We start from the raw sequence: 25442 nt of genomic DNA on the forward strand, positions 1-25442 counted from the left end.
GGTAGTTTTAAATAGATATTCAACCCAAATTGGAATCGGAGAATCATTGTGTCTACAACAAAAGAAAAAAACCGTGCACTTGTCTACAAGGCTCTTACCGACCCCGCTTTCCGCAAGCAACTTTCTACTCAACCAGCAAAAGCATTAGGCGTATCAACATTGTCCCCCGAAAAAGAAGTTATGATTAAAAAAGCATTGTCTGCGATCAACGAACTAGAGAGCAAGATTGGCTCAATCGCTGACGAGCTTCTATGTGCAAACGGCGGACCATGTGGAATAGCCAAATTGGACGTAGCAAAACGCCGATGAGGCTAAACGCTATTTTCCACTTTTTTTATTTAAACAGCAAACAGTACAGGTTTGACTCCGACTCACTTGAAGTGATTCAAGTTGAAGAAAATACTCAAAATGAGACAGGCAAAGATAAGTTATCTAAACCGAAGCCCTCGAAGAGAAAGACCACAAGAAATAGTGATCATGTCGAAGTCTTGGTTAATGCAACTCAAAAATGCAACCTAAACTGCAGTTACTGCTTTGTTGACAAAGGAAGATTCAGTTATAACGACCAAAGATGCGAAGCGCTATCTCCGCAGACGGCAAAGCACCTGGTTGAGGAGTTGCCGAGAAAGCTTCCGTGGGCTAAGCATTTTTGCATCCACTTCTATGGCGGGGAACCAATGCTTAACCTCAAAGCAATAGACCAAGCCATAGACGCTGCGTCGCAAAGTGGGGTTGAGTTCTCTTTTGCGGTAACGACAAATGGCACCGTAGCAACCAAAAAAGCGATGACTACGCTAAAACGGGGAAACTTCAATGTGGTTTTAAGCATCGATGGTCCAAGCCACATTCATAACGAGTGCAGAAAAACAAAACATGGTGAACCCACCCATGCAAAGGTTCTGGAGTTTCTCCAGAAAGCAAAGTCAGAGGGTCTCCACGTGAGGGGTTCAAGTGTGGTCCGAAGAGGCTGGTCACTTAAAGAAGCCTGTGCCTACCTTGACACACTCCCAGTGGATGCGGTGAAAGCTCAAGCTGTTCGATTGCCACCCGAAAACCCTCTGAGTTTAGGCGAATCCGAAAGGTCTGACTATTTTAGCCATTTACAGCAGATAGGTCAAGAAGCAATTGACAGCATAAAAAATGGCAAGGTTCCAAGAGACGACCGATTCAACCACAGAGTTCTGCAACTCCTCTGCAAAATGAGCCGTGATTCGTTTTGTGGGGCGGGCACCCGAACATTTGGGATGTCTTCAGACGGCACAATGCTGCCCTGCGTCTTGCTGGCCGGCAAACAAGAGACCGCGCTGGGCAACATAGGTGACGGCGGAGAATGGGCAAAAAATGGGGTGACTTGGGCTAAAAAGCATAAGCCAAGGCGTGAATGTTTTGAATGCTGGGCTTTGCCCCTATGTGGCGGAGGTTGCCCTGCTATGCTTTCGGTGTGTGGAGATGACGAGTGTGAACTTGTCAGGATGAACTGCGAAGTTGCCCTTCAGATATACGCTGCTTTCTTGGATCATCCTCAGGATTTGCTTGTTCTTTCGGAGGTTTTGGAAAACAATGACAGTTGAATTAACTGCTCTCGGACGTAAACTGGCTTTTGACCCAAACGTTGTTACGCCTCCGACAATTAATGAGGGGCTGTTTCCTAAACCGTGTAGTTTGGCGTTAGATATCTCGGGTTCATGCAATTTGAGATGTGTTTACTGCGCCGAGAATGCCACAATGCCCCACCGAGAACCAATGCAGGCTAAAACACTTAACCAAAGCATTGATTGCCTCTTTAAGTGGTCAGGCAAAGGCGGCGTATCAATTCATTTAGGCAGCGGTGAACCCCTCCTTAATCCCCCGTTAGTCAAAGAAATCGATAAAAAAGCCCACCTGCGAGCAAAACAAAGCAACAGGGAATTATCTCTGCACCTCACCACCAACGGGACTTTGCTAAATGAAGAGATTGAGCGGTGGCTAGTCAAAAGAGGCTGGAGCGTCAAAATAAGCTTAGACGGAGACCAAGCTATCCATGATCGCTTCCGCGTAGACAACGTCGGCACAGGCACCTTTAACAGGGTTAACCCCTCCGTTTGCCGATTAGCAAAAAAGATACCCCAACAGTTTAGCACTACATCCGTGCTCTGTCACGGTACAGATCCCAAAGATGTTTTCTACGCTATTGCCACAATGGGTGTTAGAAACATAGAGATGGTACCCATAGCGACAACGCAGTCATCGAAGTATGCTTTGCGTCAAGAGGATTTAGAGGCATACCGCGACTACATTTTTGACTACGTTCAACGGCTTGCTAAAGGCGAGAAAGTCCCAGTGAACATACGCTTCCACAAAAGGCTACTCAAAGTGTTAGGATACGGCAACACTCGAGTTCCATGCGGGGCTGGAAGAAACTTTTTCGCCGTTGGACCAGACGGACACATTTACCCCTGTTTTAGGTTTGTCGGATTACCAAAATATGCATTAGGAGACCTATCGGGCTTAAGCATAGAGAAAGCCAAAGAGTTCACGGCTTGGGCGGGACGACCCTACGAGCAGAGAAGCCAATGCCAAAGCTGCTGGGCTTCCTCACTTTGTGGTGGACCATGTTATGCAGTTGCAGAACTTTTCGGAAACGGCGAAGCCTTGCCATCCTACTGTGAAATAGTAAAAATGGAGGCAGAAGCTGCGCTATGGCTTGCCGACTACCTTCGGGCGAACAACATTGAAAGACTAGTCGAATTAATGGATTACCAAGTTGATGAGGAGTAACGTTTGCGGGTAACCCTTGTTAAGCCACCCGAACAGGCAAGGCTCAATTTTGGAACATTCAGTCTAGCAGTTCTCGCCTCAGCCGTAACAGACATCGCCGACGTCAACATATTGGACGCCACATACCTCTCAATGCAGGACTCGGTAGCTGCAATTTTGAATCAAAAACCCGATGTCGTGGGCATCACAACGATGAGCCTACAATCTGTCGATAAAGTCGCCCTTCTCGTACAAAGCATTCGACAGAAAGGGTTCATGGGCAAAATAGTGGCGGGTGGACACGGAGCCTCAATGCTGCCGCTTCCAGTTCTGCAAAGCGGAGCCGACGTTGTGGTTTATGGAGAAGGCGAGGAGACGTTTAGAGAACTGTTACAGAATGGGTTTTCAGAGCAGATTCAGGGAATCTATTTCTTAAAAGACGGAACCTTACAGAAGACCCCGCCCAGAAACCTCGTCGATATTGAGAAGCTAAAGGCACCCGCGAGAAATCTCTGTCCTAAAGTTGACGATGACATTTTTCTTTTGGAGACAAGCCGAGGCTGCCCGCATTCATGTTCCTTTTGTGAAACAAGCCGTTTCTTCTTTTGCACTTGGCGGGGAAAATCGCCCCACAAAGTTGTTGAAGAAATCAAAGGAATAGTTAACGACGGCGCGGTTGCTATCCAGATTGCAGATGACAATTTCACAGCTAACCCCAAACGAGTAATCGAAATATGCCGCCTACTAAAAGACCAGCCTTTGCCGCTGTTTTTTATGTTTTCTGCACGTACTGACGACCTGCTAAAGGAACCTGCGTTAATTGGAGCTCTTGCAGAAGGAAATTTTCTGCGCGCCACCATAGGCGTGGAGACGCTTGTGCCACAAATCGCCAAGTCAATTGGGAAACCAATCGATTTTAGTCAGCATAAACAGGCTTTTAACAAACTACGGAAAGCAGGCATCTTTTCGGTTGCATCATTTATTGTCGGGTTGCCCGCTGAGACTGAAGCAATGAGGGCGCAGTATGTTGAGTGGGCGGTTGAGCTTGCGGATTCTGCGGTGTTTTTGCCCTTTCAGCCATTTCCTGGAACTCCCATGGAGGCTAAGGTAAGTGAACCTGAAGATTGGTGTGTTAGATGCGCGGAGGAGTTAACGTTAGCGTTTAGGAGGCATCCCGTGGCGTTGGAGCGGCTGGGTTTGGCGGCACAAGAAAGTACGGTGCGAGGAATGCTTGCTAGGGTTACTTTGAAAAATTGGGCGTCAGGCGGCGCCTGAAGTTGAGATTTGACGAAAGCCGTGAAGCAACAACAAAAATCTAGCCCTCAGATATCATGAACCTCTATTTTGCAGAAAATTCTACAACCAACCTGCACTCAACTAAACGCAGCCACAAAAAACAGCCGCTACATCGACCGCTCAAAGATGATGCGCAAGTGAACCTCTGCCTTTATCTTATATTAAAAAAATTGATTTACTGGGTACCTTAGCTGTCGTCGTCCCAGCATTCGAGGCACATGCCATCGCAGTTTTCGTAGTCCTGTTTTGTTATTTCTCGACCGCACGCTTTGCAGCGGGGTTTCTTGTTTGCGCTCATATTAATCTGCTTGCAGTTTCCACTTAATAGAACTTATCATCCAAAACCCAAGAAGAATACTTCACGAATCTTAAGTCAGCGGCGTGCGAAAGTTTTAAAGTCTGATACCTCTCTTTATCTGCGGCGATGGATCTTAGGCGGTGGGTTAGGGGTCCATTATCACCGTAAATCCCCTCTATGACGGGCTGACATCTGCGGATGAGGCGTCAAAGGCCGCTTGGGGTTTCATTTCCGAACCAGTGACTATCCGTCCTTTGGGGCTGGCGGTCGATGGGTGGCTTCCGTAGGGGAGCTATTTCATCGTTTAGCAGGCGAACCCGGCTAGGCTCGGGAGAGAGCAACCTAAGTTTGGACGTTATGCGCTCAAGGGGGTGCGGGTATGAGTGTAGGGTTTGAGGTTCCCATGCGGAGTCTAGGCGTCAAACCGCAGCGGTCCATCGCTACTTCAACTTTTATGTCAAAAAGAAGCCTAAGGGCGAGTAACGACTTGTTGTGCTGATGCTGGGTATGCGGTTCACCAAGCTATTTGTAGTCTATTTGGTTGCTAATATTCAAGGTATGCAGAAACGATAGAGGAGGGGGCTATCCCTAAGGGGGTAGGTCACTATTGGCTGAAAACAATCTCATTAGCATGTTGGAGACCAGTAAATATCCCCGCTTTAAACAGAGATGGGGTAGATCTTCAACCTGACCCTACACAAGAAAAAACCAAAGAAAGGGCTATTTGCGGCGATATTTTGTCAGCCAGAAAATTGCTGCGAACACCATAGCAATTACAATTATGATGAGTACATACCATAGTATTTCGGGCAATTGCGATGGTCCCTCAGAAATGTCAGGGGTTGCAGTTGGAGTTGTTTTAGGTGTGGGAGTTGGGGTAGGTGTGGGCTGGATTATTTCAGCGATGGTGATAGAGTTGCTGGTTCCTTTGTGCCCGTTGCCGTCGTCGACTGTTATTGTGAATGTGCCCTCCTCGGGTATGGAGACTGTTCCGAGCCAGGTGCCCCATGAGAAGGTTCCTGAAGTGGCGGGTGTAATTGAGCTACTGTTTACGCTGATAGTGACTTTTCCTGAAAAGGCTGCGATGTTTCCTGCTACGTCGAGGGCGGTGATTCGAATGTTAAAGGGTTCACCGGGAGCTGCTGAGGGGGGTACGTAAACCATGAAGCGAACAGTTGACCCCGGCATGACCGTTAAGAAGGTTGCAGTTGTTACATCCTGATAGGAGGCCCCAACAACATATACTCCGACAGGAAGGAAACCAAAGATGGCGTTTCCGCTAACGAGTATGTCATTGAGACTGTGTTGGGCGTCAACTTCCCATGAGTTGCCATACTGGTCATAAGCAGTTGTCGTGTAGGTTATGGAACTGCCAACTGTCATGGTTGCCGCTTGAGGACTAATCACTAGATGGTCTATGAATTCTATGAAGCTGCTGCTGTAGGGCAGATAATCGTAGATTGTTTGGTTACCTAAGAAGTCAAAGGGTTCATCAAGAAAACCATCTGTGTTTGCATCGACGCCTATTTGGCTTGGTCCAGTACCGTTCGGATGCGCCCAATAGTTGCCTCCAATCATGCGTCCCCCATCATTAATAATTCTGTGACCAACTTGCAGCGTGGTGTTTAGGTGGAAAACTTCTGAAACCGCAGAAGGTCCAGTTAAGTTGATGCTTTGGGGATTAACGTACGCGGTATCATTGACTAGGTTGTTGTAGAAGTTGAATTGCTGAGTGGAATGTTCTGATAATTCATCACCCATGCAGAACGTATAGGAATTGTTTTGAAGATTATTGTTAAACACATTAGTAGTGCTAACATCGTCAGTACTGGTTGACCAAAACAATGTTTCATTATTGTTTTCAAAGAGGTTGTCCGATACCGTACAGTTAGAATCTAAAATAGCTAACGCTGAAGCGTACAATGGGGCAGTATTTTCTTCGTCAAAGCCGTTATTACTGAAAAGGTTGCTGTTAATTGTGGTGTTGGTTTCATATTCTAAAAACGTGCCAAACCAAGTGTTGTTGCTTATAATGCAGTCTTCTAAGGTAAGTTGGTTGTCACCTTCAGCAAGTAAACCGACCAAACCGTTAGCTAAGAGTCCTTGTTTCATGGTGGCGTTACATGACAGAACTAACGCGTTGTAAGCGTAATTTTGGTTGAAACTAAAATCTTGAAGCGTAAAATTGTTGCCAAATGACACGAAACCTTGCTGGCATCTAGTGATGCTAACATTAGAGGCTGAGAAATCGTCACAGAACAGTGCTTCAACCCCTGCATTTCCATTAGTGATGGAGCTATCAGTGAAGGTACAGTTGCTCAGGCCAATAAAGAAACCCATCGCGGTATTGTTGAATTCGCAGTTTTGGACGTTAATTTGCCCAGAAGATATTACCCCCAGACCATATTGACTATCATGTATGGTGCAGTCGGTGACATTGAAGTTGCGGCAGTCTTGCGCCATGAAACTTTGTGAGTTGTTGTTTAGGTAAAGGTGGCTTAGGGTAAAATTGGCGCTATCAATAGTTTCAATGCCTACAGTGTTATTCTTGACATGACAACCTAAAACCGAAAAGTTCCCTGCGTACAATGCTACTAAACCATAGCTATTGTTACTTAATCGTGAATCCTGCAATGCAAAATCACTGGCACTAAAAGCAAAAATGCCAGCCCCAGTGTTATTAGTAAACATACAGTTCTGCGCAGTAAAGGTTACCTCCTCAGCAAAAACCCCATAGAACGAAGAGGTCTCGTTAATGTTATCTAAAAGGACGTTACGACTTCCAGAAACGATAAAAACCGCACAATCCTCATCTGCTTGAGTTAATTCTATGAGGAAGTTTTGCCCATCAACAACTACATCGCTAGCGTTAATAGTCAAAGCAATGCCTGAGCCACTCCAAGCACCCATGATACGATAACTACCAGCCTCCGAAATCACATAGGGAAGGGTTATGTCTGTCCACACATCAGCCTTCACAGTCACAAACAAACCCAACATCGATGCTAAAGTTAAGAGCATAACAAGGGTGCAAACTAGGGGTTTTTTATTATTCATGAAAGACACCATCCAAGATTAACGCTATAACTGACCCCTTGTTTAGTGTCTAAACTATTTAAATCCAGAGTATTAATAATACAGATTACTATTGCCAAAAGATTTTACAAAAAAATAGAAAAAGAAGAAAGATTTAGCGGAACTTCAAGATTCCGAGGTGCTTTTCGTTCTTTTTCAAGAACGCGCTCTCAACACCAGTGACAACCGCCATGACGGAAACGGCACCCTTCAAGTCGTTGTCGACTCTTGCGCCCCAAATGATTTTTACTTTGGGTGGAAGGCTGCGTTTCATGATTTCGGCTGCGCGGTTAACTTCACTAAGTGTTAAATCTTCGCCGCCAGAGACATGAATGAGTAAGCCTTGGGCTTTGGTGACGTCTTCGATGTCTAGTAGGCGTCCGTTGAGTGCTTTTTCTACGGCTGCTTCAACGCGTCCTTCGCCGGTACCTTCGCCGATGCCGATGGATGCTAAGCCTGCGCCGCTCATGATTGCTTTGAGGTCTGCATAATCCATGTTGATGAGGCTGGCGGTGGTTATTGTTTCAGTTACGCCTTTGACAAATTTGCCGACAGTGGTGTTTGCAACGCCGAGTGCTTCCCGGAAGGGCAGGTTGCCTGCGACTTTGACGAGTCGGTTGTTGTCGATAACGACTACGGTGTCACACACAGCCTTGAGGCGGTTTAAGCCTTTTTTGGCTGCAGCCATACGGGCGGTTTCAACTTCGAAAGGCAAGGTAACCACACCGACAAGTAAAGGCGAGAGTGGGCTGCCTGCGAATTTTCTTCGTAGGTGGTCAGCTAAGCCGATTATGGAGCCGGTGCCAGTGCCTCCGCCTAATCCAGCAACTAGAAAGATAATGTTGGATTTGCTGAGTTCGTAGATGACTTCGTTGGCGCTTTCGTATAGGGCTTTTTCGCCGACGTCAGGATATCCGCCACTGCCGAGGCCGCGGGTGAGTTTTTCACCGATTAAGATGCGTTTGTCGGCTTTGGATATTTTTAGGTGAGTTGCGTCGGTGTTTACGGCGACGAGTTTGCCGCCGGTGATTCCTTTTTCTTTAACCCAGGTAATCACGTTGCAACCTGCGCCGCCGAGTCCAACGGCGACTACGGTTGGTACTGCCATTCTGGCAAATTTTTCTATTTTTTCTTCTTGTGTCTCCACGAATGGAGCTTCTTGATATGGATATTGTTCTTCGTTTTGGATATTTAATCCCCCGTCATTTATCGTTGCAAGTTCGCTTTATTAAGTATTCTGTATTAATATTCAATACGCATTCCTGTTGAACTTGACTACAAAAACACAAAAACACGTTGCTAGTTTCGTAATATACCTTAAATAGAATCATCGCAACTCTCAAGCGAGGCGAAACGTGTGAAAAAGCTCACTCTAATGAAAAAATTCATGCAGAACTACGTCGGCAAAGGCATCCGGCTCTTTATTCAAGAGGAGGAAGCCAAATTTCAGGTCCACACTATCGAGATTATGCAGAAGGTTGATGAAACTTGCCCTGTAAAGGGCCTCAAAATCGGCGAGTACTTTTTGCATCTTGTCGCTATAGACCCTAAGGGTAGTGAAGCGTCAATTGTTTGCAATTGGAATGATGATTTGCTAAAAAGCCTCATGGCGAATTATAAGGAAGCAAAAGACGCTCAATATTCGCAGGTAACTATGTTTCATGACCCCCTCTCAGATGACCCAAACAAGTGGATGCTAACCTGGGGAAACGAACTATTAGAGCCAAAACCTGACCCTATACCCTACATCAGCTAATCTCGCCCCTGCCCACCCATTTTTTGGGCTTTTAATTTTTGTTTTTGTTGTTTCTTTTGTCAGGCACGTTGGGGAAGAATTTTGGACAAGGTTAATATGACGCCGCTGTGAAGAGTGCAGATAACAAGAGCGCAACCGCAGTTAATTAAACTCGGTTGAAAGTTAAGGGAAGGTGGGGAAACATTAACCTAAAACTTTACGCAATAAAAAATCTAAACCAGCAACCTTGTAACCGCATCCAACTTGTCGTCGTCGACCTTGACAAAAGCAAACGTTACCCCCTAAACTTCGTCTGTGTCCTGCCCCGATACTTCCGCATCCTAGAAAAACGCAGCAGCAAATTCGCCAAACTCTTCGGAGACAAAAGCTTCACCACCGCTAAACGGCTCCTCGAAGATGCCTCAACCCAAGAAGCTGACCCCGAAATCCAAACCGTCATCAAACAACGCATAAAAGACATTGACCAAAAAGAATACGCCGAACCCAAACCGGCGCAATAACAACAAGCCAATTACCTTCTCGGGCTTTTTTAAGCAAATTTTAGTTCATTTTTAATGAACAAACGTAATAAAAATGGAAAAGCAGCGTAGACTTAGTAGTTATTTGATGGAAAGCAGAAGAGGCAACAGATACTGCTTTGTAACCAATCCGTATCCGCCTTTTGCCGCGGAAGCCTCATCGAATTTTTCGACACCGTCGGGCTGCATGGAGGGAGCTGCGATTGCGAAGGGCACGGGGTCGCGTGAGTGGGTGCCGAGTGCTATGGGGGTGGGGTGGTCGGGTAAAATGGCGACTGCATAGGGCTCTTTCATGCCCCCAAGGATTCTGCCAAGCATACGTTTGTCGAGGTCTTCAATTGTTTTGACTTTTAGCTTGACGTCCTGCACGTGACCTGCCTCGTCGGGGGCTTCCACATGTACAAACACCAAATCGTTAGTCTCAAACGCTTTAAGCGCGGCGTCAGCTTTACCCTCATAATTGGTATTGTAGAGACCAGTGGCGCCTTCCACATTGATTATTTCCATACCCGCATAACAACCAAGACCCTTCACCAAATCCACAGCAGAAATCACCGCGGACTTCACGCCGAACTTTTCTTTAAGCGTGGGCATGCTGGGTTTTTTGCCGCCGCCCCAAGGCCAAATCAGATTGCCCGGGTTTTTGCCAGCCTTTTGCCGAGCAATGTTGACGGGGTGGTTGGGGAGTATGTTTCTTGACTTTGCGATTAGGTCGCGGAGGAATTGGGCGTCTTTTTCTGCTTGGGCGGTTTGGGCTTTGGGCAGTACCTCTTTGACAGCTGTGCCTTTTACGTCGTGGGGTGGGGTGCATTGGATTTGTTCAGGGTATTGGAAGTTGCGTAGGATGAGGTAATGTCGGTAGTCTAGCCCGGGGTAGAATTCGATTTTGCCGGGTTGGTCGAAGGCTTTTTGGCATGCTGCGATGAGTTCTGTGGCTTCGGGGGTGGTTATGTGTCCTGCGGAGTAGTCGGCGATGGCGCCGTCGCGTTCGGTGATGATGTTGCAGCGATAGGCGGTGTCGTTTGGTCCAAGTTTTATGCCTCTGGAGGGGGCTTCGAGGGGTCCTCTTCCTGGGCAGTAAATGCGTGGGTCATATCCTAGCACGGAGCATATGGCTACGTCGGAGCCGGCTGTGCATTCTGGGGGGACGTTGCAGATTTGGCCGCTTCTGCCACGCTGGGCGATGGCGTCCATGTTGGGTTTGTAGGCTACTTCAAGGGGCGTTTTGCCGCCTAATTCAGGTATGGGATAATCAGCCATTCCGTCTCCGATAACCAGTAGATACTTCATGAAGTATGGCTCCTGCCGTTGCTTTCAACAATGCGTAACCCGTATTTATCTACTTAGCCATCCAAAACCCGACGTTAACTTGGAAAATTCTGGGATTCTGCCTCCAACACCTCAAAGACCACCCAGCCACACCCTTATTCAACAGGGGATTTCTACTGGTTTTCAACATACTTTTGGGCTATTTCTGAGCCAATAGGACCTACCCCTCTTAGGTTTCTGCATAGAACCTCTAATAGGCACCAAATATGCCCGCCTACCCCTCCCCCTCTATCGATTTCTGCATAGCTTGGATATTAGCATCCAAATAGGTCAGATTCCTTGTTTAACTCAAAAACGCAAATATCAGGATGTTCAGGACAGGGGTTAGCTAAAGAGTTAAAACATGCTCTAAACGCATAGGTTAACCAGATGCAGCCACAAACCGCCCCATCCGTTTTCAAGTTACTTGCCCCGCAGGTTCAAGCCGTCATCGCTGAGCAGGGCTTTACAGACCCCACGCTGCCCCAGACGCTTGCGTTTCCCGCGGTGTTGGCTGGCGAAAACGTGCTTTTGATTGCACCCACGGGCACAGGCAAAACCGAAGCCGTGCTGCTACCAATCCTATCCAAGCTAGTCGAGCAGAAAACCGCCGAGCAACAGGGCATCCGACTTCTCTACATCACGCCGCTACGAGCGCTGAACCGTGACATGCTCAAGCGTTTGCTCTATTGGGGTGAACGGTTGGGCTTGTCGGTGGAGGTGCGGCATGGTGACACGGAACTAAAGACGCGTCGGATGCAAGCTAAAAAGCCCCCCACAGTTCTTGTGACGACGCCTGAGACGTTGCAGGCGATTTTGCCGGGAACTCAGATGCGGCGACACCTCAAACACGTCCAGACCGTAGTGGTGGATGAGGTGCATGATTTGGCTGCCAGCAAACGCGGCGCCCAACTCTCACTGGGGCTGGAGCGGCTCCGACTGGTGACAAAGAAAGATTTTCAGCGTATCGGCTTATCCGCAACCATCGGCAACCCCCAAGAAGTCGCAAGCTACCTTGCGGGCAACCGCAGAAAAATCCACATCATCGAGGCGTCGCTGGAGAAAAGCTACCGCTACAACGTCGAGCACCCCAGCCCCAGCCAAGTTGATTATGATGTGGCGGGAAAACTCGACACTTCGCCTGAGGCTGCTGCACGCATCCGCCGCATCCTTGAGCTTGTAGATTCACATAGGTCAACGTTGATTTTTGTGAACAGTCGCACCGTCGCCGAAGTTTTGGGGCATAAGCTGGCATTGCTGGGGCGAGAGGATGTTGCGGTGCATCATGGCTCCATCTCAAAGGAGGAACGCATCGCCATCGAGGACGCATTCAAGGCGGGGCAGCTTAGAGCCATTATTTGTACGAGTACGTTGGAGTTGGGGATTGATGTGGGGCAGGTGGATTTGGTGGTGCAGTACATGTCGCCGCGGCAGGTTACCAGCCTTGTGCAACGGGTTGGGCGTAGCGGTCACAGTTTGGGCAGGGCATCTGAGGGCACCATAATCACCGCGTATCCTGATGATGCGTTGGAGGCTTTGGCGGCGATAAGAAACGCTAAGGCGGGGCGTATTGAGGCGGTTCCGATGCATACTGCTGCGTTGGATGCGTTGGGGCATCAAATCGCGGGGGTTCTGATGGATAACCAAACAGTCACCGTTGAAGATTTGACGCGGCTAATCCACCGCGCCTACCTCTACCGCCACCTCCCAAAAACGGAGCTGCAAGACCTGCTACGCTTTTTAGACAGCCTCAACCAAATAAGACTCAACGAAGACGAAACCACCGTGACTAAAACCCGAAAAACCCGCCCCTACTACTACGAAAACCTATCCATGATACCCGACGAACGTCGCTACCCCGTCATCAACGTCATTTCTGACCGCAAAATCGGCAGCCTCGGGGATGAATTCATGGCGCTCCACGCCCGAGTCGGCTTAAGCTTCATCATGAGGGGCAAAGTGTGGCGGATTGTACAGATTGAGGACGAGGCGGGTACGGTGCATGTGGTGCCCTCTGAGGATCCGATGGCGTCTGTGCCCGGCTGGGACGGAGAAATCCTCCCTGTGCCCTACGAGTTAGCGCAGCAGTCAGGTGTGAACCGCCGACGAATCGCCGAGGTTCTTCGCGAAACAGGTGACGCAACGGTGGCGGCTGAGGTGTTGGCGAAGGAGTTAGGCAGTGACCAAGCCAGCATGCAAACCGCCATCACTGAAATCGAAGAGCACATAAAAGTAGGCGCACCCCTGCCCACCGAAAACCACATCGTGCTAGAAGTTTATGACCGCTATCTTGTGGTGCATGCGTGTTTTGGCGAGTTGGTTAATAAGACGTTGGGTGGAGTCTTTGACAGCGTGCTCTCGGAGCGGGAAATTATCAGTGGTTGGTGGGCGGATGGGTATCGCATCCTTATTGAGGCGCCTCGCAAACTTAACAAACTCGAACTCGCCGACTTGCCAAAGACCCTTTTTGGGTTAAGCGATGACGCGGTGGATGACGCGTTCAAACGATATTTGGACTCAAAGTTTCCTTTTGGTTACAAAATGAAGTTTGTGGCGGAACGCTTCGGCGTGTTGCCCCGGGGTAAAACGATGAGTTACCAGCGGCAAGCCGAACTCAAAGCCCGCTTCGACAACACTCCGATCTATCGCGAAACCATCCGCGAAGCCCTTATGGAAAAAGTCGACTTACCTCACGCCAAACAAATCATGCATGAAGTAGCGGAAGGTAAAATCAAAGTCTCCACCTACATCAGCTACGAGAAGCCCACGCCTCTTGCCTACCACATCCTCTCACAATTCGGCGACGTAACCGAACTCATGGCACCTGAACGTGTGTTGGTGGGCAACATCGACCAACTCAAAATGGCCATCGACGCCCGCGATGTGACGCTTTTGTGTATGAAGTGCGGTGAATGGAAAACCGTTCAGAAAATCCGAGACCTACCTGAACAGCCCACTTGTGGAAACTGCGGCTCGGGACTTTTGGCGCCCCTTTATCGGCATCAAAATCATGTTCAACTCCAAGAAGCCTTGGCTCGGCGGCGAAGCGGCGGGGAGTTGTCGCCTGAGGAACTCAAGGAGCTTAGTGTGGCGCGGCGTAAGGCTGATTTGATTTTAAGCTATGGGAAGCAGGCGGTTAGGGCGTTGCAGGTGAAGGGTGTGGGGCCTGAGACGGCGTCACGTATTTTGGGCAAAATGCATCCCGACGAAGACGACTTCTACATGGATTTGTTAAAGGCGAAGATTCAGTTTCTGCGGACCCGCGAATACTGGGACAAATAGTCTATTGTTGCTTATTGGAGTCGTCGGGTTTTGTGCGATAAGGATTTTAAGGCTAGCTAAGCTTTACTGTTGAGAACGCAGATGCCTACGAAAGCTATTTTGTTTGACATGTTCGACACACTCGTGATTATCAACAAGAATCACGATTTCTACAGCCCAGCCGTAAAAAGAATGTACAACTACCTAAACCAAAACGGCATAGACGTGCCCTTTGAGAAATTCAACGACACCTACACTCAGGAACGGGACCGCATCTACGCCCAAGCCGACGCCAACTGGGAAGAACCCCACTTCAACGTCCGCGTTGTGGAGACCCTCAAAGCCTTAGGCTACAACTACCCCCTCTCAAGTCCCGTAGTGTCGACAGCGACCAGCGAGTTCTGCGAGGAATTCATGAAAGTAGTCCAAGTGGACCCCGACGCTCAAGCGCTACTCAGCCAATTAGAAGGCAAATACCTCTTAGGCGTCGTATCTAACTTTGCTATCCCCGAATGCGTCCTAAAACTGCTCCGAATCCACGGCCTCGACGAGTACTTTGATGTTGTAACAGTTTCGGCTGCGGTGAATAAGCGCAAGCCTAGCCCCGAAATTTTTGAACTCACTCTCAATATGTTAAAAGTAAAGGCTTCAGATGCTGTTTTTGTAGGCGACACTATAGACGCTGATGTTGAAGGACCAAAAGCTGTGGGCATGAAGTCGGTGTATATTGAACGGCGGCCTCAAACGCCTTCAGAAAAGTTTTGTCCCGACCAAACAATCCAGCGCCTAAGCGAGTTGCCCTTGGCGCTCACACGCTGCTAAGATTGACTCCTCAAGCGGCGAGGCAGATTTTTTTGTTTTGCCCGAGTTTTTGAGCATCAGGATTAGTTTTCGGTGGCATCGAAGAAAATCCATGCCTTTTGCTGTTATGAGGTATATGTCTTTTTTGTCTTGGCTGGTTTGAATTATCAAGTTGTGCTCTAGCAAGTAAGTGACGTAGGCGTTTAGTTGAGTGAAACTTAGGCTTGCTCTATACATTATCTGTGTCTTTAGGACGCCTTCTTGGGTTATGTCCAGTATGTCCGCAATTATTCGTAAATGGTCGCGTCTTTTCTGTTTAGAATACAGCATCTTTTGAGTCAACACACAACTTTTTAGTCTTATTTCTCCTTATAAGTTTTTTATTTAAACATATATAGATTCGGAAAAAAGCGAAAAATCCACAAAAAACACCACGATTCCGCACAAGCCGTTGAGCACAGAAAACCTTTACTGCCACAAAACCCAACCACAAACCATGTTAATCGGCGCAATTTCTGACACCCACGACAACCTTCCCCTCATCGAAAAAGCAATACAAACCCTAAACCAACAAAACGTCGAACTCGTTCTCCACGCAGGCGACTACGTGGCGGGCTTTGTTGTCCCTAAACTTGCCCAGCTAAAATGCCCCTTAATCGGCGTGTTTGGCAACAACGACGGCGACCATGAACTTTTAAAAAAACGGTTCAGTCAAACCAGCAACTGCACTCTTCACGACCGCTTCGCCGCCGTAACCTGTGGAGACTACAGGGTTGCTTTGCTACATGGCGATGACACCGAACTATTCGATTCGTTAGTGGACAGCGGCTACTTCAACGCCATCGTCCATGGACACTCACACATGAAAGGTATCCAAACCAAAGGCAAAACCCTGCTCGTCAACCCCGGCGAAGTCTGCGGCTACCTCACAGGAAAAGGAACCCTCGCCATCATAGACACTGCCAGAAACGAGGCAAAAATACTCGAACTCTAAGACGCTATTTAAACCAAAACCCTACATTCCATAATAGCTAAGCGTTGCTTAGGGGGTAACACGGGGGCTTCTTTGTCAATCTCTATTCAAAATCAACCGCTCGCCTGAGACGGTTTTGCATTTTTTGAGGCGATTACATATAAATCCCTTCACGTGCCCGTGGTTAATCCTGATAATTATGGAAAATAATTCTACAGCCTTCACCAATGCAGCGCTTAAACTCAAAGAAGCCGTAAAATACGAGAGCATGGGCAAATACGAAAGCGCAATTATGGCGCTCGACGAAGCACTCGCAATTCAACCCGATAACTCAGATGCATGGCTAATCAAGGGCGTTCTTTTAGGCAAACAGGGTCGATGCAGCGAAGCCCAAAAATGCTATGACAAAATCCTCGAGTACAATCCCCAATCTGCAGATGCTTGGCGCCTCAAAGCAGCTACCTACAGTTCCCTAGACCAACATGAGAAAGCGATTGAATGCTTCCTCTGTGCCATAAAAATCAAACCCGACAGCTTAGAGTTTCGGCTAGCCCTTGCAGCGACACTTCAAAAACTCAAACGCTACGAAGAGGCAGAGGCGTGCTTTGCTCAAACAAAACAGTACTGGCCAAACGATGCGCGAGTGGACTACTACACGGGCGTCATGTGGGGCAACCGCGCTGACTACCAAAAAGGACTCGCCTGCTTCGAGGCTGCCTTGCAGCTAAAACCTGACTTTTTGGATGCAATGCTCGCAAAAGGCATCATGCTGGGTAAACTGGGCAGAAAAGAGGAAGCTCAAGCAGTAGCCAACCAAATCCTCGAAATTAAAGGCGCCAACGCCAAAGATAAGCCGCAAACCGCTTCTGTTCAGTCAGAAAACGAATCCATACGCAGCGATTTTAAGGTAGCTCAAGAGAAATTCAAGAACCGCTTTAACCAAAGTTAACCAATTAAACCTACGGATGAGGAGCGGCGGCTAGGATTTTTGCTCCTTCTTCTTCGGTCCAAGCCTTGAGGGTATGTGAGCGGACGTTTCCCATGCTGCCCAAACACGCCAATATAGCAACCATGTCCTCATCGCTTAGGCCCTCCACAATCATCGCAAAATCGTATACGCCCATGGTGTAGAAGAGTTGCATTTTGCCGCCTGCTTTCTCAATCATGGAGTGGGTAGTTTTGATTCGTTGGGGAGCTTCGGAGACTTTTTTGATGCCTTGCTCAGTCCAATTACCTAACACAACAAAATTCGCCAAAAATCACCAACCTCTAGAATCAACAGCAAAAATAAAACCTTTTGCAGCAGCACACATTGCCCCATCAAGGCTAAGGGGCTCAAAAGGGCATTAGCGATTATGCATTGGTTGGCTTTTGTCGCCTCTCACGGTTTAGAGCCAATAACCCCCCTATAATTATCCCAATAACCACCACTGCTACCGCTACTCCAAGAAGTATCTGTATTAGGTTGATTTGTACGGGTGAACTATTAGGCGTCGCCGTTACGTTTGGTAGAGCGTTTAAAGAGAAAACAATCGATACTTGGTGGCTACTGAAATGTGTCGTGAACCAAACGTAGTAGCAATTTGCGTTTTGGCTGTAGCCCTGGTTTTGGGCTGGTTGACCATCAATCAGAACTTCAATTGAAGATGCATTCGGCACTGCAATTTTCGGAACCGTAATGTTGCCAAAGCCTGTGTTTCCAGCCTGCCCACTTAATACAAACGACAACTGGGCAGCTTGTGCGGATTCGCTTGTTAGGATAATGTCTGAAAACTGGGCAGGAGTCACATTTCCAGCTAACGACATTCTCACTATTGACCCGCTAGAGTTTGTTTCAATTCTGGGCGGCGGGGTCAATACGGGTCTTGGAGTCGGTCTGGGCGACGGCGTTGGCGTGGCTGATGGCGGCATGGCAACGGGAGCGGTTGGGGGTGGACTGGGCGTTTCGGTCAGGTACACTGTTTGTATGGGGCTCCACTCGCTTTTCCCCAAATTTGTGTCGGCTTGTATTTGAAACTTGAGGGAGGTGGCATTTCGCAAATGTGATGGCAGCAGATCGTAAAGCGGAAACGTCAAAATCGTGTAGGTTGTGTTTGACTGGCGTTTGCAAGTACTGTCTGTATAATAATCACAGGTATAGTCCGGTTCGGCCATGCGTAAAAGATAATATATCGAGGTGAGTGAGCCGGTTAGGGGCTGGTTTGTAATTTTGAATTCTATGGTGCTGTTATCGACCTGTTGGGTCTCACCGGTTGTATAATTAACGATATCATAGGAGGCGCGCTTAAAGGTAGCCGTGAACTCTGGCCATATCGGCCAAATTGGGGGCGGGGGGTTTGTGTGTGCAGGGTTTTGTGTTGGATTTGCAATTGGATAATCGACTGGCTCAGCTTGAATGAATAGCGTCATCTCACTTCTTGAGGGTGCATATACTTGGCCATTCTCGAATGATTGCCCAGGAAATTCTACGAAAAAAGTACGGTTGCCTGCTGGGTAAAACGCGTAAAAAAGGGTGGCGCCTCCTGTGGCATTGGTTGAGACAGGATAATTCCATCCGAGGTTCGTTCCAGCCGAAAGGTTGACAAACCGGTCATTGGAGGTGGGGGGAGCAGGAGTAACTTGGAATTCAAAGGCCACCCACTGGCCGACTCCAACAGGGTTAGGCTTGAGCGCTATCGAGATCGAAGTTGGAACTACCGTTTGTCCACTGTCAGGCGCAGAAACTAGAGGGAAACTTGAAGCCAACACGACTAAAAGGATTAAAGCCAAACAAACGCTGTTTTTCAATAGATTTCCCGCAACTAAACTTGAATCGATTCGGTTAAAAAGTTTTTTCGTAAAAGTTCCTTGACTAAGATAGTCGATTTTTCTTGACTTAAAGTTAATTGCCTATACTTTGAACAAAATGCAAAAGCTTTCTATTTATCGGGTTCTTGATAGGCTAATCTCTGTTGTAGGGTTCCCGCAACGAATTAGCTTTCACAAATAGCCCTCTGAGTTCCTCGTCGCTTGCTCCCTGTCGGAGAGGTGTTAAAATGTCGGTGAGGTTGTCGTTGCGCATCAGGCAGGGTTTGAGTTTGCCGTCACTGGTTACACGTATCCGTGTGCAGTGCATACAAAAGTCGGTGTTTTCGATGGGATGCACCACTTCCACAGTGGCGTTTGGTAGGTGATAGATGAGGCGGTTATGCATAAAGGGACGCTTCTCCACCGACACAGCTTTCTCCAAAAGCATGGCTTCCTGCTCGTCTAAGCTGCGGTGATGCACCTCATAGTAATGGTCACCGACGTTCACTGGATCCAACTCTATGAGCTGCAAAATCGCGCCTGTGCGTCCCGCATACTCAATCATATCCGAAACGTCCCCCACGTTGACGCCTTTTAGCAGAACCATATTGAGCTTCACAGGGTTAAAACCAGCCTCCAACGCAGCCGATACCCCCTTTAAGGCGTCAGGCAAGTTTCCGCCAGTTAACCTGTTATAGGTGTCAGGGTTTAGTGATGCCAAACTGATGTTAACGCGACGCAACCCACAATCATGCAGCCTCTTTGCCACATCCGCCAACAACAACCCATTCGTAGTCAACGACAAATCACGCAGACCCGGCAAAGCCGAAATTCCCGCCACAATCTCAGGCAAGTCCTCGCGCATAAGCGGTTCCCCACCCGTCAACTTCACCCGCGAAATCCCCAAACCCACCGCAACACGGGCAATCCGAACAATCTCCTCAACCGACATCCTCTCCGCAGACCGATTCGCAAGCTCCACTTCGCCTTCACGGTGGCAGTAGGTGCAGTGGAGGTTGCAGCGTTGCGTAACGGATATGCGGATGTTTAGGAGCGGTCTGCCGCAGTTGTCATTTAGGGTCAATGTTGTTCACGTGCATGTTTAACGATGTGAGATGCCTCAGGCAAAATCAGAGTTTCCAACGCGGTTTGCACTGCATCAGGCGAACCTGGAATACAGAAAAACGCGCGTCCCTTCGCAACCCCCGCGGTAGCCCGAGACAAAACCGCCGGCGAACCCACCTTATCATAGCTGATGCGACGGAAAAACTCGCCAAACCCGGGCAGAGTCTTCTCAAAGAAGGGCGTTACGGTTTCGATGGTAATGTCTGTTGGTGTTATGCCTGTTCCGCCCGAAAAAATGGCAACATCAAGATTTTCTACGCCCAACGCATACATGGCGGCGTCTTGAAGCGCGGTTTCGTCGTCGGGTATGATTTTTTTGAAAACCACTTTCTGCCCAGCCTTTTGGAGCAACTCTACGATTTTGTCGCCGCCCACGTCACTGACCTTTTTTTCGCCCGAGGCAAGCTGCTGGGCGCGGCTGGTGCTGCAGATAAATACCCCGAAGGTTAGGGTTTTGGGTGCATGTGATTTGTGTTGTTTGCTACTTTCGCTCATGGTTATGCCTGCTTAAACTTTTTCACAACATGAATCTGTGTAATTGCCGTGGAAGGATACTGCCCGCCAGCGTCTTTCTCGTACTGCTTAGTCATGTCCCAAACAGTGAGAAGAGCCACGGAAACCGCGGTGAGGGCTTCCATTTCTACGCCTGTCTGCGCACGGGTCTTCACGGTGGCTGTGGCTTCAACCGTGGTTTTGTCCAAAACCTTCACCGAAACCTCCACGTTGGTTAGGGGGAGGGGATGGCATAGGGGGATGAGGTCGCTGGTTTTTTTCGCTGCCAGGACGCCTGCGATTTTGGCGGTGTAGAGGGGGTCACCTTTGGCGATTTTGCCTGCCTCGATTAGGGTGATGGTTTGGGTTTTGAGGCGTATGGTGCCGGCTGCGGTGGCTTCGCGGTTGACCTCGGCTTTACTGGAAACATCAATCATAGCCAACAGTTTTCCTTCCTTAGCGTTATTCCCTGTCGATAACATTGTAAAGGGTCTCTTTTATGCATTAAGCGCCACTCAATGTTTTTGCCATGAAGCAACCACATAGCTTTATTTGTGCAGAAGCGGCGTATCAGCGGCGGTCTGGAGGTGAAACCGTGAGTAAAAACAGCCCCCAAAAAACCAAAAAACCCATAACCGTCCAAGAAGCCGGGCACCTCGGCGGACAGCGAGTCAAACAACTTATCGCCCAAGGCAAGGCGCACGAAAAACAAACCCAAACCTAAAAACCAAAAAAATGTTTTAAAAAAAAGAAAAAGAAAGAGCAGCTACTGCTGCTTAGTTCGGTTTAGCTTTTAGCTCAGCGTTTTCCTTTTTGAGCGCCGCATTCTCCTCCAACATAGCTTTCATGACGACGTTGAGTTGTGTCATCATGTCGTTGATGCGGAGGTTGAGCATGCCGATTTGCTGCATGATGGGTGAGGCTTCTGGTGTGGATTGTGTCAAGTGATTCACCTCCCTATGTTGCGTTTGAATGTGTTGGTTAGGCTGCAGTTTGGGTCAGTTTGAGTTGGTTTTCTAGTGCTTCGACGCGGCTGCGGAGTTTTTTGATTTCAACCAGCAAAGGCACGCCAAGCCATTCGTAGTGCACGCCTTCGGGCGTACCTTCCTTATCTTTGAAGACGAGTTGTGGGCATTGTTGGTTGACTTCTTCGGCTATGAGGCCTAATTGTGTACCTTCGGTTTTCGCGCGTTCTTGGTCTTTCCAGTCAAAACTCACCGGTCTGAGGTTGTATACCCATGAGCAGTCAGTGACATTACAGATGTTGTCTTTGAATCGAATGGATGAGGTGTTGTATCCAATCTGTCCATTTGAATTTCTGTAGAGGGGACCATATTGTGTGGTGTTTGCCCAAGATGATGCCACGATGAGGCCGTCAACTACCCAGTTGGATCCAACTCTCATGTATGAGCCATCTTTGTATATGTAAGGTCCACCAGAACCGAATTGTATGCCGGCTTGGCTTCTGTCTCCGGCTCCTTGTAAAGATAATCTGTTTGCGTTGTTTATGTCCACTATGTAGATGTCGTCGCCGACTTGGAATGCGTCTCCGTTGCTTCCACCGCCATGGATCACGCTGTCACTGTCTACTCTACCCGAAATGTTGATAGATGAACCGTAGGGCTTCAAAGTGTCAATAATGTAGATTCCGTCACCCGATGCACTATTTAGGTGATCAGTGAATACAGTGCTTGCGTCTAAAGTTGCTAGTCCGCCGGCGGAATTTTGGACTTGCAAAACGCCTGCCGCGCTACAAACAACTCGCACAGAACCAGCAGTCCAACCACCTGGGGGTGAAGTCAAAGATGTGGGTGAATCAAGTTCGATCCATTTTGCGAAATCCTGACCTGACCCCTTAACATGGAACACATTATCAGTGTAAATGTACCCGCCTGCCGACGCGAGTTTTAGGTTTGTTGTGCCGCCAGCCGCAGTAATGTATGTGTAATCACTTGCAGGGTCATAGGCAAATGCTCCCTTAGTGTTGCCGCCATATGCAACATTGATTGCCGCACTGTTATTTGTGCTGTTGAGGTTAAGGTACGCTGCTCCAGAATGCGAAATATTGGTGTCAGAGGATACGTTTAATGTTCCGCTCGAACCAGAAAGGCTACCGCCAGTTTTTAAATTGCCATCAATTGTTACAGCGTCGGGTGTACGCCATTCGTTTGCCGCGTTTCTGTACCATTGTACATCGGTACCTGCAAGTATTCCAGCATCTGAGCCAGTTTTAGGAAGCTGGAGTTGCCCAGTAGTTGTTATAACCATCCATGTCGATGTGGCGTCTATGTTTGTGAATTTAATTGGAGCCGCGGAACCAGTTGTACTTTCAAGTCCACTCTCTATGTAGTTAGTACCGTCTGGAAAGGGGATAAACCGCAGTTGTGAAGTAGTAGCTGTAGTATTCATCAAAAGTAGCATAGGACTATATTTGCTCATGGTTATGTTGTTGGTTACTGTGCCGCCGTTCCATGTAGGTACTGACCATGTTCCGTCTCCCCGGAGGAAAGTGCTTGAAGATGGCGTGCCACTACCAAGGCTGGATAGGTAGTTAGTGAATGGTGTGTTGTTGAAATCGATGTGATATCCAGCTGCAACAGCAATTTTAAGGTTAACATTAGAAGTTAGGTAAGTGAGGCTGTTTGTGTGGTCATAACCGAATGTGCCCCGAGTCGATGGTGTGGGATCACCGTAAGCCAAGTTAATAACGGGACTACCGGTAGTGCTTTTCACGTTAAAAAACACATTATTAGCATGCACAACATTTGTGTCAGTCGCTATGTTTAGAGCGCCGCCATAACCGTAAAGTCCACCACCAAGGGTTAAATCACTATCAATCGTTACAGAGTCGGGTGTGCGCCAAACATTTGCGGCATTTCTGTACCATTGGCAGTCGGTTCCAACTAACAAACCTGCATTGGAACCCAACGTTGGTATCTGCACTTGACCTGCCGTTGTTATGACCATCCACGTTTGTTGTGCATACATATTTGTGAAGAGTAGAGGAGCCGAAGAACCAGTTGAACCATTGATAGCGCTTTCAATATAATTGGTGCCCTCTGGATGAGCCACAAACCGTAGACGCGCCAGAGAAGGGCTGTCCAAATTAAGAGCAGCACCACTTTTGCTTACAGTAATATCACCCGTTACTGTACCGCCATTCCATGCGGGTGCTTTCCATTGTGGTAGAAGCGTAGAGGAATCTATAGTTAAAACCTCTCCAGCAGAACCACTATCATTTGTTGAGTCGTAGAGTTTTTGTCCTACTGCCTGAGGGGCTCCGCCGTAGAGCCGTAGGGAATCAAACAGGTAAATTCCCTCACCTTGAGAGGATATCAGATGATCTGTGTGGAGCTGACTGGTGTATAGGTCACCAAGAACCCAGTGTTCAGTCGCTTCATTGTAGTACTGCGAGGCTAACGCTGGAAGATATTCGCCAACACTATTCTGAGCCTGAGCCAACCGTAATGCTACCTCGGAGGTGTTTCCCCATTGGATGACTGGGTGGTTTTCGTTTATGTCAAGAAATATGCCCGAGTACCCGGAGGCTCCATGAACATTCAAGTTACCTAAATCCAAATGAGCAGGTGATGCACTACCCCAAATAGACTGCTGCAAGTAAAGCGTACTATGTGGATTATTGGTTATCGTCACAACATCTGAAGGTGTATAACCTTTCCCGCCAAAACCTTCAACAACATGAATTTCTCTTATTTTGCCGTTAACGACAACTTGAAATTGTGCTCCGCGACCACTCGAATCTTCGATTCTAATCTCAGCGCCCGTAAATATTGAGTCGTAATAGTCTCCTTGCTGCGTAATGCTAATCCCCGTTATTTTTCCATAGTTATCTACGGAACTTACCTCTGCAGATGCTAAATTAGTTCCTTGAGTAGGAGCGCTAATTGTTATGGGATCTCCTTGCGAATAACCACTGCCTGGATCGAGTATCAGTATATTCGTGATTGGTCCATTTATAACGGGATAAAGCCGTGCTCCAGCGCCATTGGTCGGTTTTTGTATATCCACATCAGCGAAATGATAACCGCTTCCCTGATTATCGACCGGTACCGGATCTTGTATCACTCCATCAACCACGTTTATATATGCGTGCGCTCCTGATCCGCCACTAATCGTATCAGTCAAATTTAACTGCGGATGATCCGACGGACTGGTGAAACCATGGCCAATCTGTACTGCTCCACCGCCAGTACCCTTCGCGGGATCAGTCATTGAACCGAAAAACCCAAAGCAGCCAACGTCATATCTGAACAAAGACCTTCGGCTTATATCCAGCATGCCTTTGCCAGTTATATTGCCATTAACTGTCATGTTTCCTTCAACGACTTGGTCACCTCCAATAACTTGGGTTCCTTCAACATCTTGTTGTCGGTCGCTTGAAACCACCAACGAATCAATACAAATAGGGTTGTTTTCTCCATTAATAATACCGACATCAATTATATCGGTGGCAGAAGTCATTGTTTCAGTGGTTGATGAATAAATTAAAGTGCCATCCACCCACAAACTAGCCACTCCGTCATTGCCGCTGCCCACTTGTCTTTGAATTTCCACGCGATACCACGTTTCGGCTGAAAGGGAGACTGGATCGGATACCTGATTTCCACTAGGCGTACATAACACCCAGCGGTAATTTGACCCATCGTTATATATTCTTGCGGCTACACCGTCATTGAAACCTGAAGCAGACAATCTAAGAAAAGTAATGTAATTCCCTGATGTCGGTAAATTTTCCATGTAAAGGTAGCAAAGTGCAAAAGTGTTACCTAATCTGTTCAGCCCAGTTTTCAAAGTGGAGCCATAAGCATTTGAATTTGCTCTCATGCCGTAAGCGCCTTGTTTTACTGGCGAAGAAACAGTGGAGACGTTGGCGCCATGACCCGACCAAGCACCGAAATCATTGCTTTCGAAGTCATCACTAAAAAGCACTGTCATCTATACCTGCCCTCCAAAATGGCTGGTTTTTGGTTTTCAACCTTTAAGAAATTTATAATT

At 48.0% G+C, this 25442-nt stretch carries 22 protein-coding genes and 1 other RNA gene; 12 read left to right on the forward strand and 11 right to left on the reverse strand.

Going from position 1 to position 25442, the window contains the following annotated elements; all coding sequences use genetic code 11:
- The first annotated feature begins 48 nt into the window (after positions 1-48).
- The 5 genes from NWE92_07145 (at position 49) to ffs (ending at position 4770) form a co-directional block, all read left to right on the forward strand.
- A complete protein-coding gene (locus tag NWE92_07145; protein ID MCW4029406.1) occupies positions 49-309 on the forward strand; it encodes a hypothetical protein in 261 nt (86 codons plus the stop codon).
- Positions 310-488: 179 nt separating this feature from the next.
- Positions 489-1571 carry a radical SAM protein gene (locus tag NWE92_07150; GenBank protein ID MCW4029407.1) on the forward strand — a complete coding sequence of 361 codons (1083 nt, stop codon included), beginning with the start codon at positions 489-491 and terminating at the stop codon, positions 1569-1571.
- Complete coding sequence (locus NWE92_07155) at positions 1561-2757, forward strand: SPASM domain-containing protein (GenBank protein ID MCW4029408.1); 1197 nt, start codon at positions 1561-1563, stop codon at positions 2755-2757. Before NWE92_07150 ends, NWE92_07155 begins: the two co-directional genes overlap by 11 nt.
- Positions 2758-2760: 3 nt before the next feature.
- Positions 2761-4011: a B12-binding domain-containing radical SAM protein gene (locus tag NWE92_07160; GenBank protein MCW4029409.1), complete on the forward strand. Its 1251-nt coding sequence runs from the start codon at positions 2761-2763 to the stop codon at positions 4009-4011.
- Between the two features lie 443 nt (positions 4012-4454).
- Positions 4455-4770, forward strand: an RNA gene (gene ffs / locus NWE92_07165) — signal recognition particle sRNA.
- Positions 4771-5050: 280 nt separating this feature from the next.
- Here ffs and NWE92_07170 read toward each other — a convergent pair.
- Together NWE92_07170 and ftsZ are read right to left on the reverse strand one after the other, a co-directional pair.
- Positions 5051-7387 (reverse strand): right-handed parallel beta-helix repeat-containing protein, encoded by a 2337-nt coding sequence (locus tag NWE92_07170; protein ID MCW4029410.1) that lies wholly within the window; start codon positions 7385-7387, stop codon positions 5051-5053.
- A 133-nt stretch (positions 7388-7520) separates the two neighbouring features.
- Positions 7521-8552: a cell division protein FtsZ gene (ftsZ, locus tag NWE92_07175; protein ID MCW4029411.1), complete on the reverse strand. Its 1032-nt coding sequence runs from the start codon at positions 8550-8552 to the stop codon at positions 7521-7523.
- Between the two features lie 210 nt (positions 8553-8762).
- On the opposite strand from ftsZ, the gene NWE92_07180 reads away from it, so the two are divergent.
- Both NWE92_07180 and NWE92_07185 read left to right on the forward strand, forming a co-directional pair.
- Positions 8763-9161, forward strand: a complete 399-nt coding sequence (locus NWE92_07180; GenBank protein MCW4029412.1) for a hypothetical protein — start codon at positions 8763-8765, stop codon at positions 9159-9161.
- 155 nt (positions 9162-9316) lie between these two features.
- Positions 9317-9661 (forward strand): hypothetical protein, encoded by a 345-nt coding sequence (locus tag NWE92_07185; protein MCW4029413.1) that lies wholly within the window; start codon positions 9317-9319, stop codon positions 9659-9661.
- A gap of 99 nt (positions 9662-9760) precedes the next feature.
- Here NWE92_07185 and NWE92_07190 read toward each other — a convergent pair whose 3' ends face one another.
- On the reverse strand, positions 9761-10969 hold the full coding sequence (locus NWE92_07190; GenBank protein MCW4029414.1) for a cofactor-independent phosphoglycerate mutase: 1209 nt from the start codon (positions 10967-10969) through the stop codon (positions 9761-9763).
- A 408-nt stretch (positions 10970-11377) separates the two neighbouring features.
- On the opposite strand from NWE92_07190, the gene NWE92_07195 reads away from it, so the two are divergent.
- Together NWE92_07195 and NWE92_07200 are read left to right on the forward strand one after the other, a co-directional pair.
- Complete coding sequence (locus tag NWE92_07195) at positions 11378-14269, forward strand: DEAD/DEAH box helicase (GenBank protein ID MCW4029415.1); 2892 nt, start codon at positions 11378-11380, stop codon at positions 14267-14269.
- Between the two features lie 81 nt (positions 14270-14350).
- On the forward strand, positions 14351-15070 hold the full coding sequence (locus tag NWE92_07200; protein MCW4029416.1) for an HAD family hydrolase: 720 nt from the start codon (positions 14351-14353) through the stop codon (positions 15068-15070).
- On the opposite strand, the gene NWE92_07205 is transcribed toward NWE92_07200, so the two are convergent.
- Entirely contained in the window at positions 15035-15394 is a 360-nt protein-coding gene (locus tag NWE92_07205; protein MCW4029417.1) for a winged helix-turn-helix domain-containing protein, read from the reverse strand. The two genes, NWE92_07200 and NWE92_07205, sit on opposite strands and share 36 nt — an antisense overlap.
- Positions 15395-15500: 106 nt before the next feature.
- Between NWE92_07205 and NWE92_07210 the strand changes: the two genes are divergently transcribed.
- Together NWE92_07210 and NWE92_07215 are read left to right on the forward strand one after the other, a co-directional pair.
- Complete coding sequence (locus tag NWE92_07210) at positions 15501-16043, forward strand: metallophosphoesterase (protein ID MCW4029418.1); 543 nt, start codon at positions 15501-15503, stop codon at positions 16041-16043.
- A gap of 178 nt (positions 16044-16221) precedes the next feature.
- Complete coding sequence (locus tag NWE92_07215; GenBank protein ID MCW4029419.1) at positions 16222-16971, forward strand: tetratricopeptide repeat protein; 750 nt, start codon at positions 16222-16224, stop codon at positions 16969-16971.
- Between the two features lie 10 nt (positions 16972-16981).
- On the opposite strand, the gene NWE92_07220 is transcribed toward NWE92_07215, so the two are convergent.
- The 5 genes from NWE92_07220 to moaC form a co-directional block, all read right to left on the reverse strand.
- Positions 16982-17278 (reverse strand): GYD domain-containing protein, encoded by a 297-nt coding sequence (locus tag NWE92_07220; protein MCW4029420.1) that lies wholly within the window; start codon positions 17276-17278, stop codon positions 16982-16984.
- 97 nt (positions 17279-17375) lie between these two features.
- Positions 17376-18809, reverse strand: a complete 1434-nt coding sequence (locus NWE92_07225; GenBank protein ID MCW4029421.1) for a hypothetical protein — start codon at positions 18807-18809, stop codon at positions 17376-17378.
- 154 nt (positions 18810-18963) lie between these two features.
- Positions 18964-19893 (reverse strand): GTP 3',8-cyclase MoaA, encoded by a 930-nt coding sequence (gene moaA / locus NWE92_07230; protein MCW4029422.1) that lies wholly within the window; start codon positions 19891-19893, stop codon positions 18964-18966.
- Positions 19890-20429 carry a MogA/MoaB family molybdenum cofactor biosynthesis protein gene (locus NWE92_07235; GenBank protein ID MCW4029423.1) on the reverse strand — a complete coding sequence of 180 codons (540 nt, stop codon included), beginning with the start codon at positions 20427-20429 and terminating at the stop codon, positions 19890-19892. The genes moaA and NWE92_07235 overlap by 4 nt, the downstream gene beginning before the upstream one ends.
- A gap of 2 nt (positions 20430-20431) precedes the next feature.
- Positions 20432-20908, reverse strand: a complete 477-nt coding sequence (gene moaC / locus NWE92_07240; protein ID MCW4029424.1) for a cyclic pyranopterin monophosphate synthase MoaC — start codon at positions 20906-20908, stop codon at positions 20432-20434.
- Between the two features lie 113 nt (positions 20909-21021).
- On the opposite strand from moaC, the gene NWE92_07245 reads away from it, so the two are divergent.
- Positions 21022-21150, forward strand: coding sequence for a hypothetical protein (locus tag NWE92_07245; protein MCW4029425.1), 129 nt, complete (start codon positions 21022-21024; stop codon positions 21148-21150).
- Positions 21151-21202: 52 nt separating this feature from the next.
- Here NWE92_07245 and NWE92_07250 read toward each other — a convergent pair whose 3' ends face one another.
- The gene (locus tag NWE92_07250; GenBank protein MCW4029426.1) at positions 21203-21370 is read right to left on the reverse strand and encodes a hypothetical protein; all 168 of its coding nucleotides are present in this window, start codon (positions 21368-21370) and stop codon (positions 21203-21205) included.
- 37 nt (positions 21371-21407) lie between these two features.
- Positions 21408-25382 carry a tail fiber domain-containing protein gene (locus NWE92_07255; GenBank protein ID MCW4029427.1) on the reverse strand — a complete coding sequence of 1325 codons (3975 nt, stop codon included), beginning with the start codon at positions 25380-25382 and terminating at the stop codon, positions 21408-21410.
- Between the last annotated feature and the right edge of the window lie 60 nt (positions 25383-25442).

It is taken from the genome of Candidatus Bathyarchaeota archaeon, assembly GCA_026014745.1.
In the GTDB taxonomy this organism is placed as follows: Archaea; Thermoproteota; Bathyarchaeia; order Bathyarchaeales; family Bathycorpusculaceae; genus Bathycorpusculum.

Excerpts from the sequence above, each read along its gene's own strand:
- NWE92_07155 (MCW4029408.1), top strand. The coding sequence starts at position 1,561 with ATGACAGTTGAATTAACTGCTCTCGGACGTAAACTGGCTTTTGACCCA.
- NWE92_07170 (MCW4029410.1), bottom strand. The coding sequence starts at position 7,387 with ATGAATAATAAAAAACCCCTAGTTTGCACCCTTGTTATGCTCTTAACT.
- NWE92_07190 (MCW4029414.1), bottom strand. The coding sequence starts at position 10,969 with ATGAAGTATCTACTGGTTATCGGAGACGGAATGGCTGATTATCCCATA.
- NWE92_07195 (MCW4029415.1), top strand. The coding sequence starts at position 11,378 with ATGCAGCCACAAACCGCCCCATCCGTTTTCAAGTTACTTGCCCCGCAG.
- NWE92_07200 (MCW4029416.1), top strand. The coding sequence starts at position 14,351 with ATGCCTACGAAAGCTATTTTGTTTGACATGTTCGACACACTCGTGATT.
- NWE92_07215 (MCW4029419.1), top strand. The coding sequence starts at position 16,222 with ATGGAAAATAATTCTACAGCCTTCACCAATGCAGCGCTTAAACTCAAA.
- NWE92_07235 (MCW4029423.1), bottom strand. The coding sequence starts at position 20,429 with ATGAGCGAAAGTAGCAAACAACACAAATCACATGCACCCAAAACCCTA.
- moaC (MCW4029424.1), bottom strand. The coding sequence starts at position 20,908 with ATGTTATCGACAGGGAATAACGCTAAGGAAGGAAAACTGTTGGCTATG.
- NWE92_07255 (MCW4029427.1), bottom strand. The coding sequence starts at position 25,382 with ATGACAGTGCTTTTTAGTGATGACTTCGAAAGCAATGATTTCGGTGCT.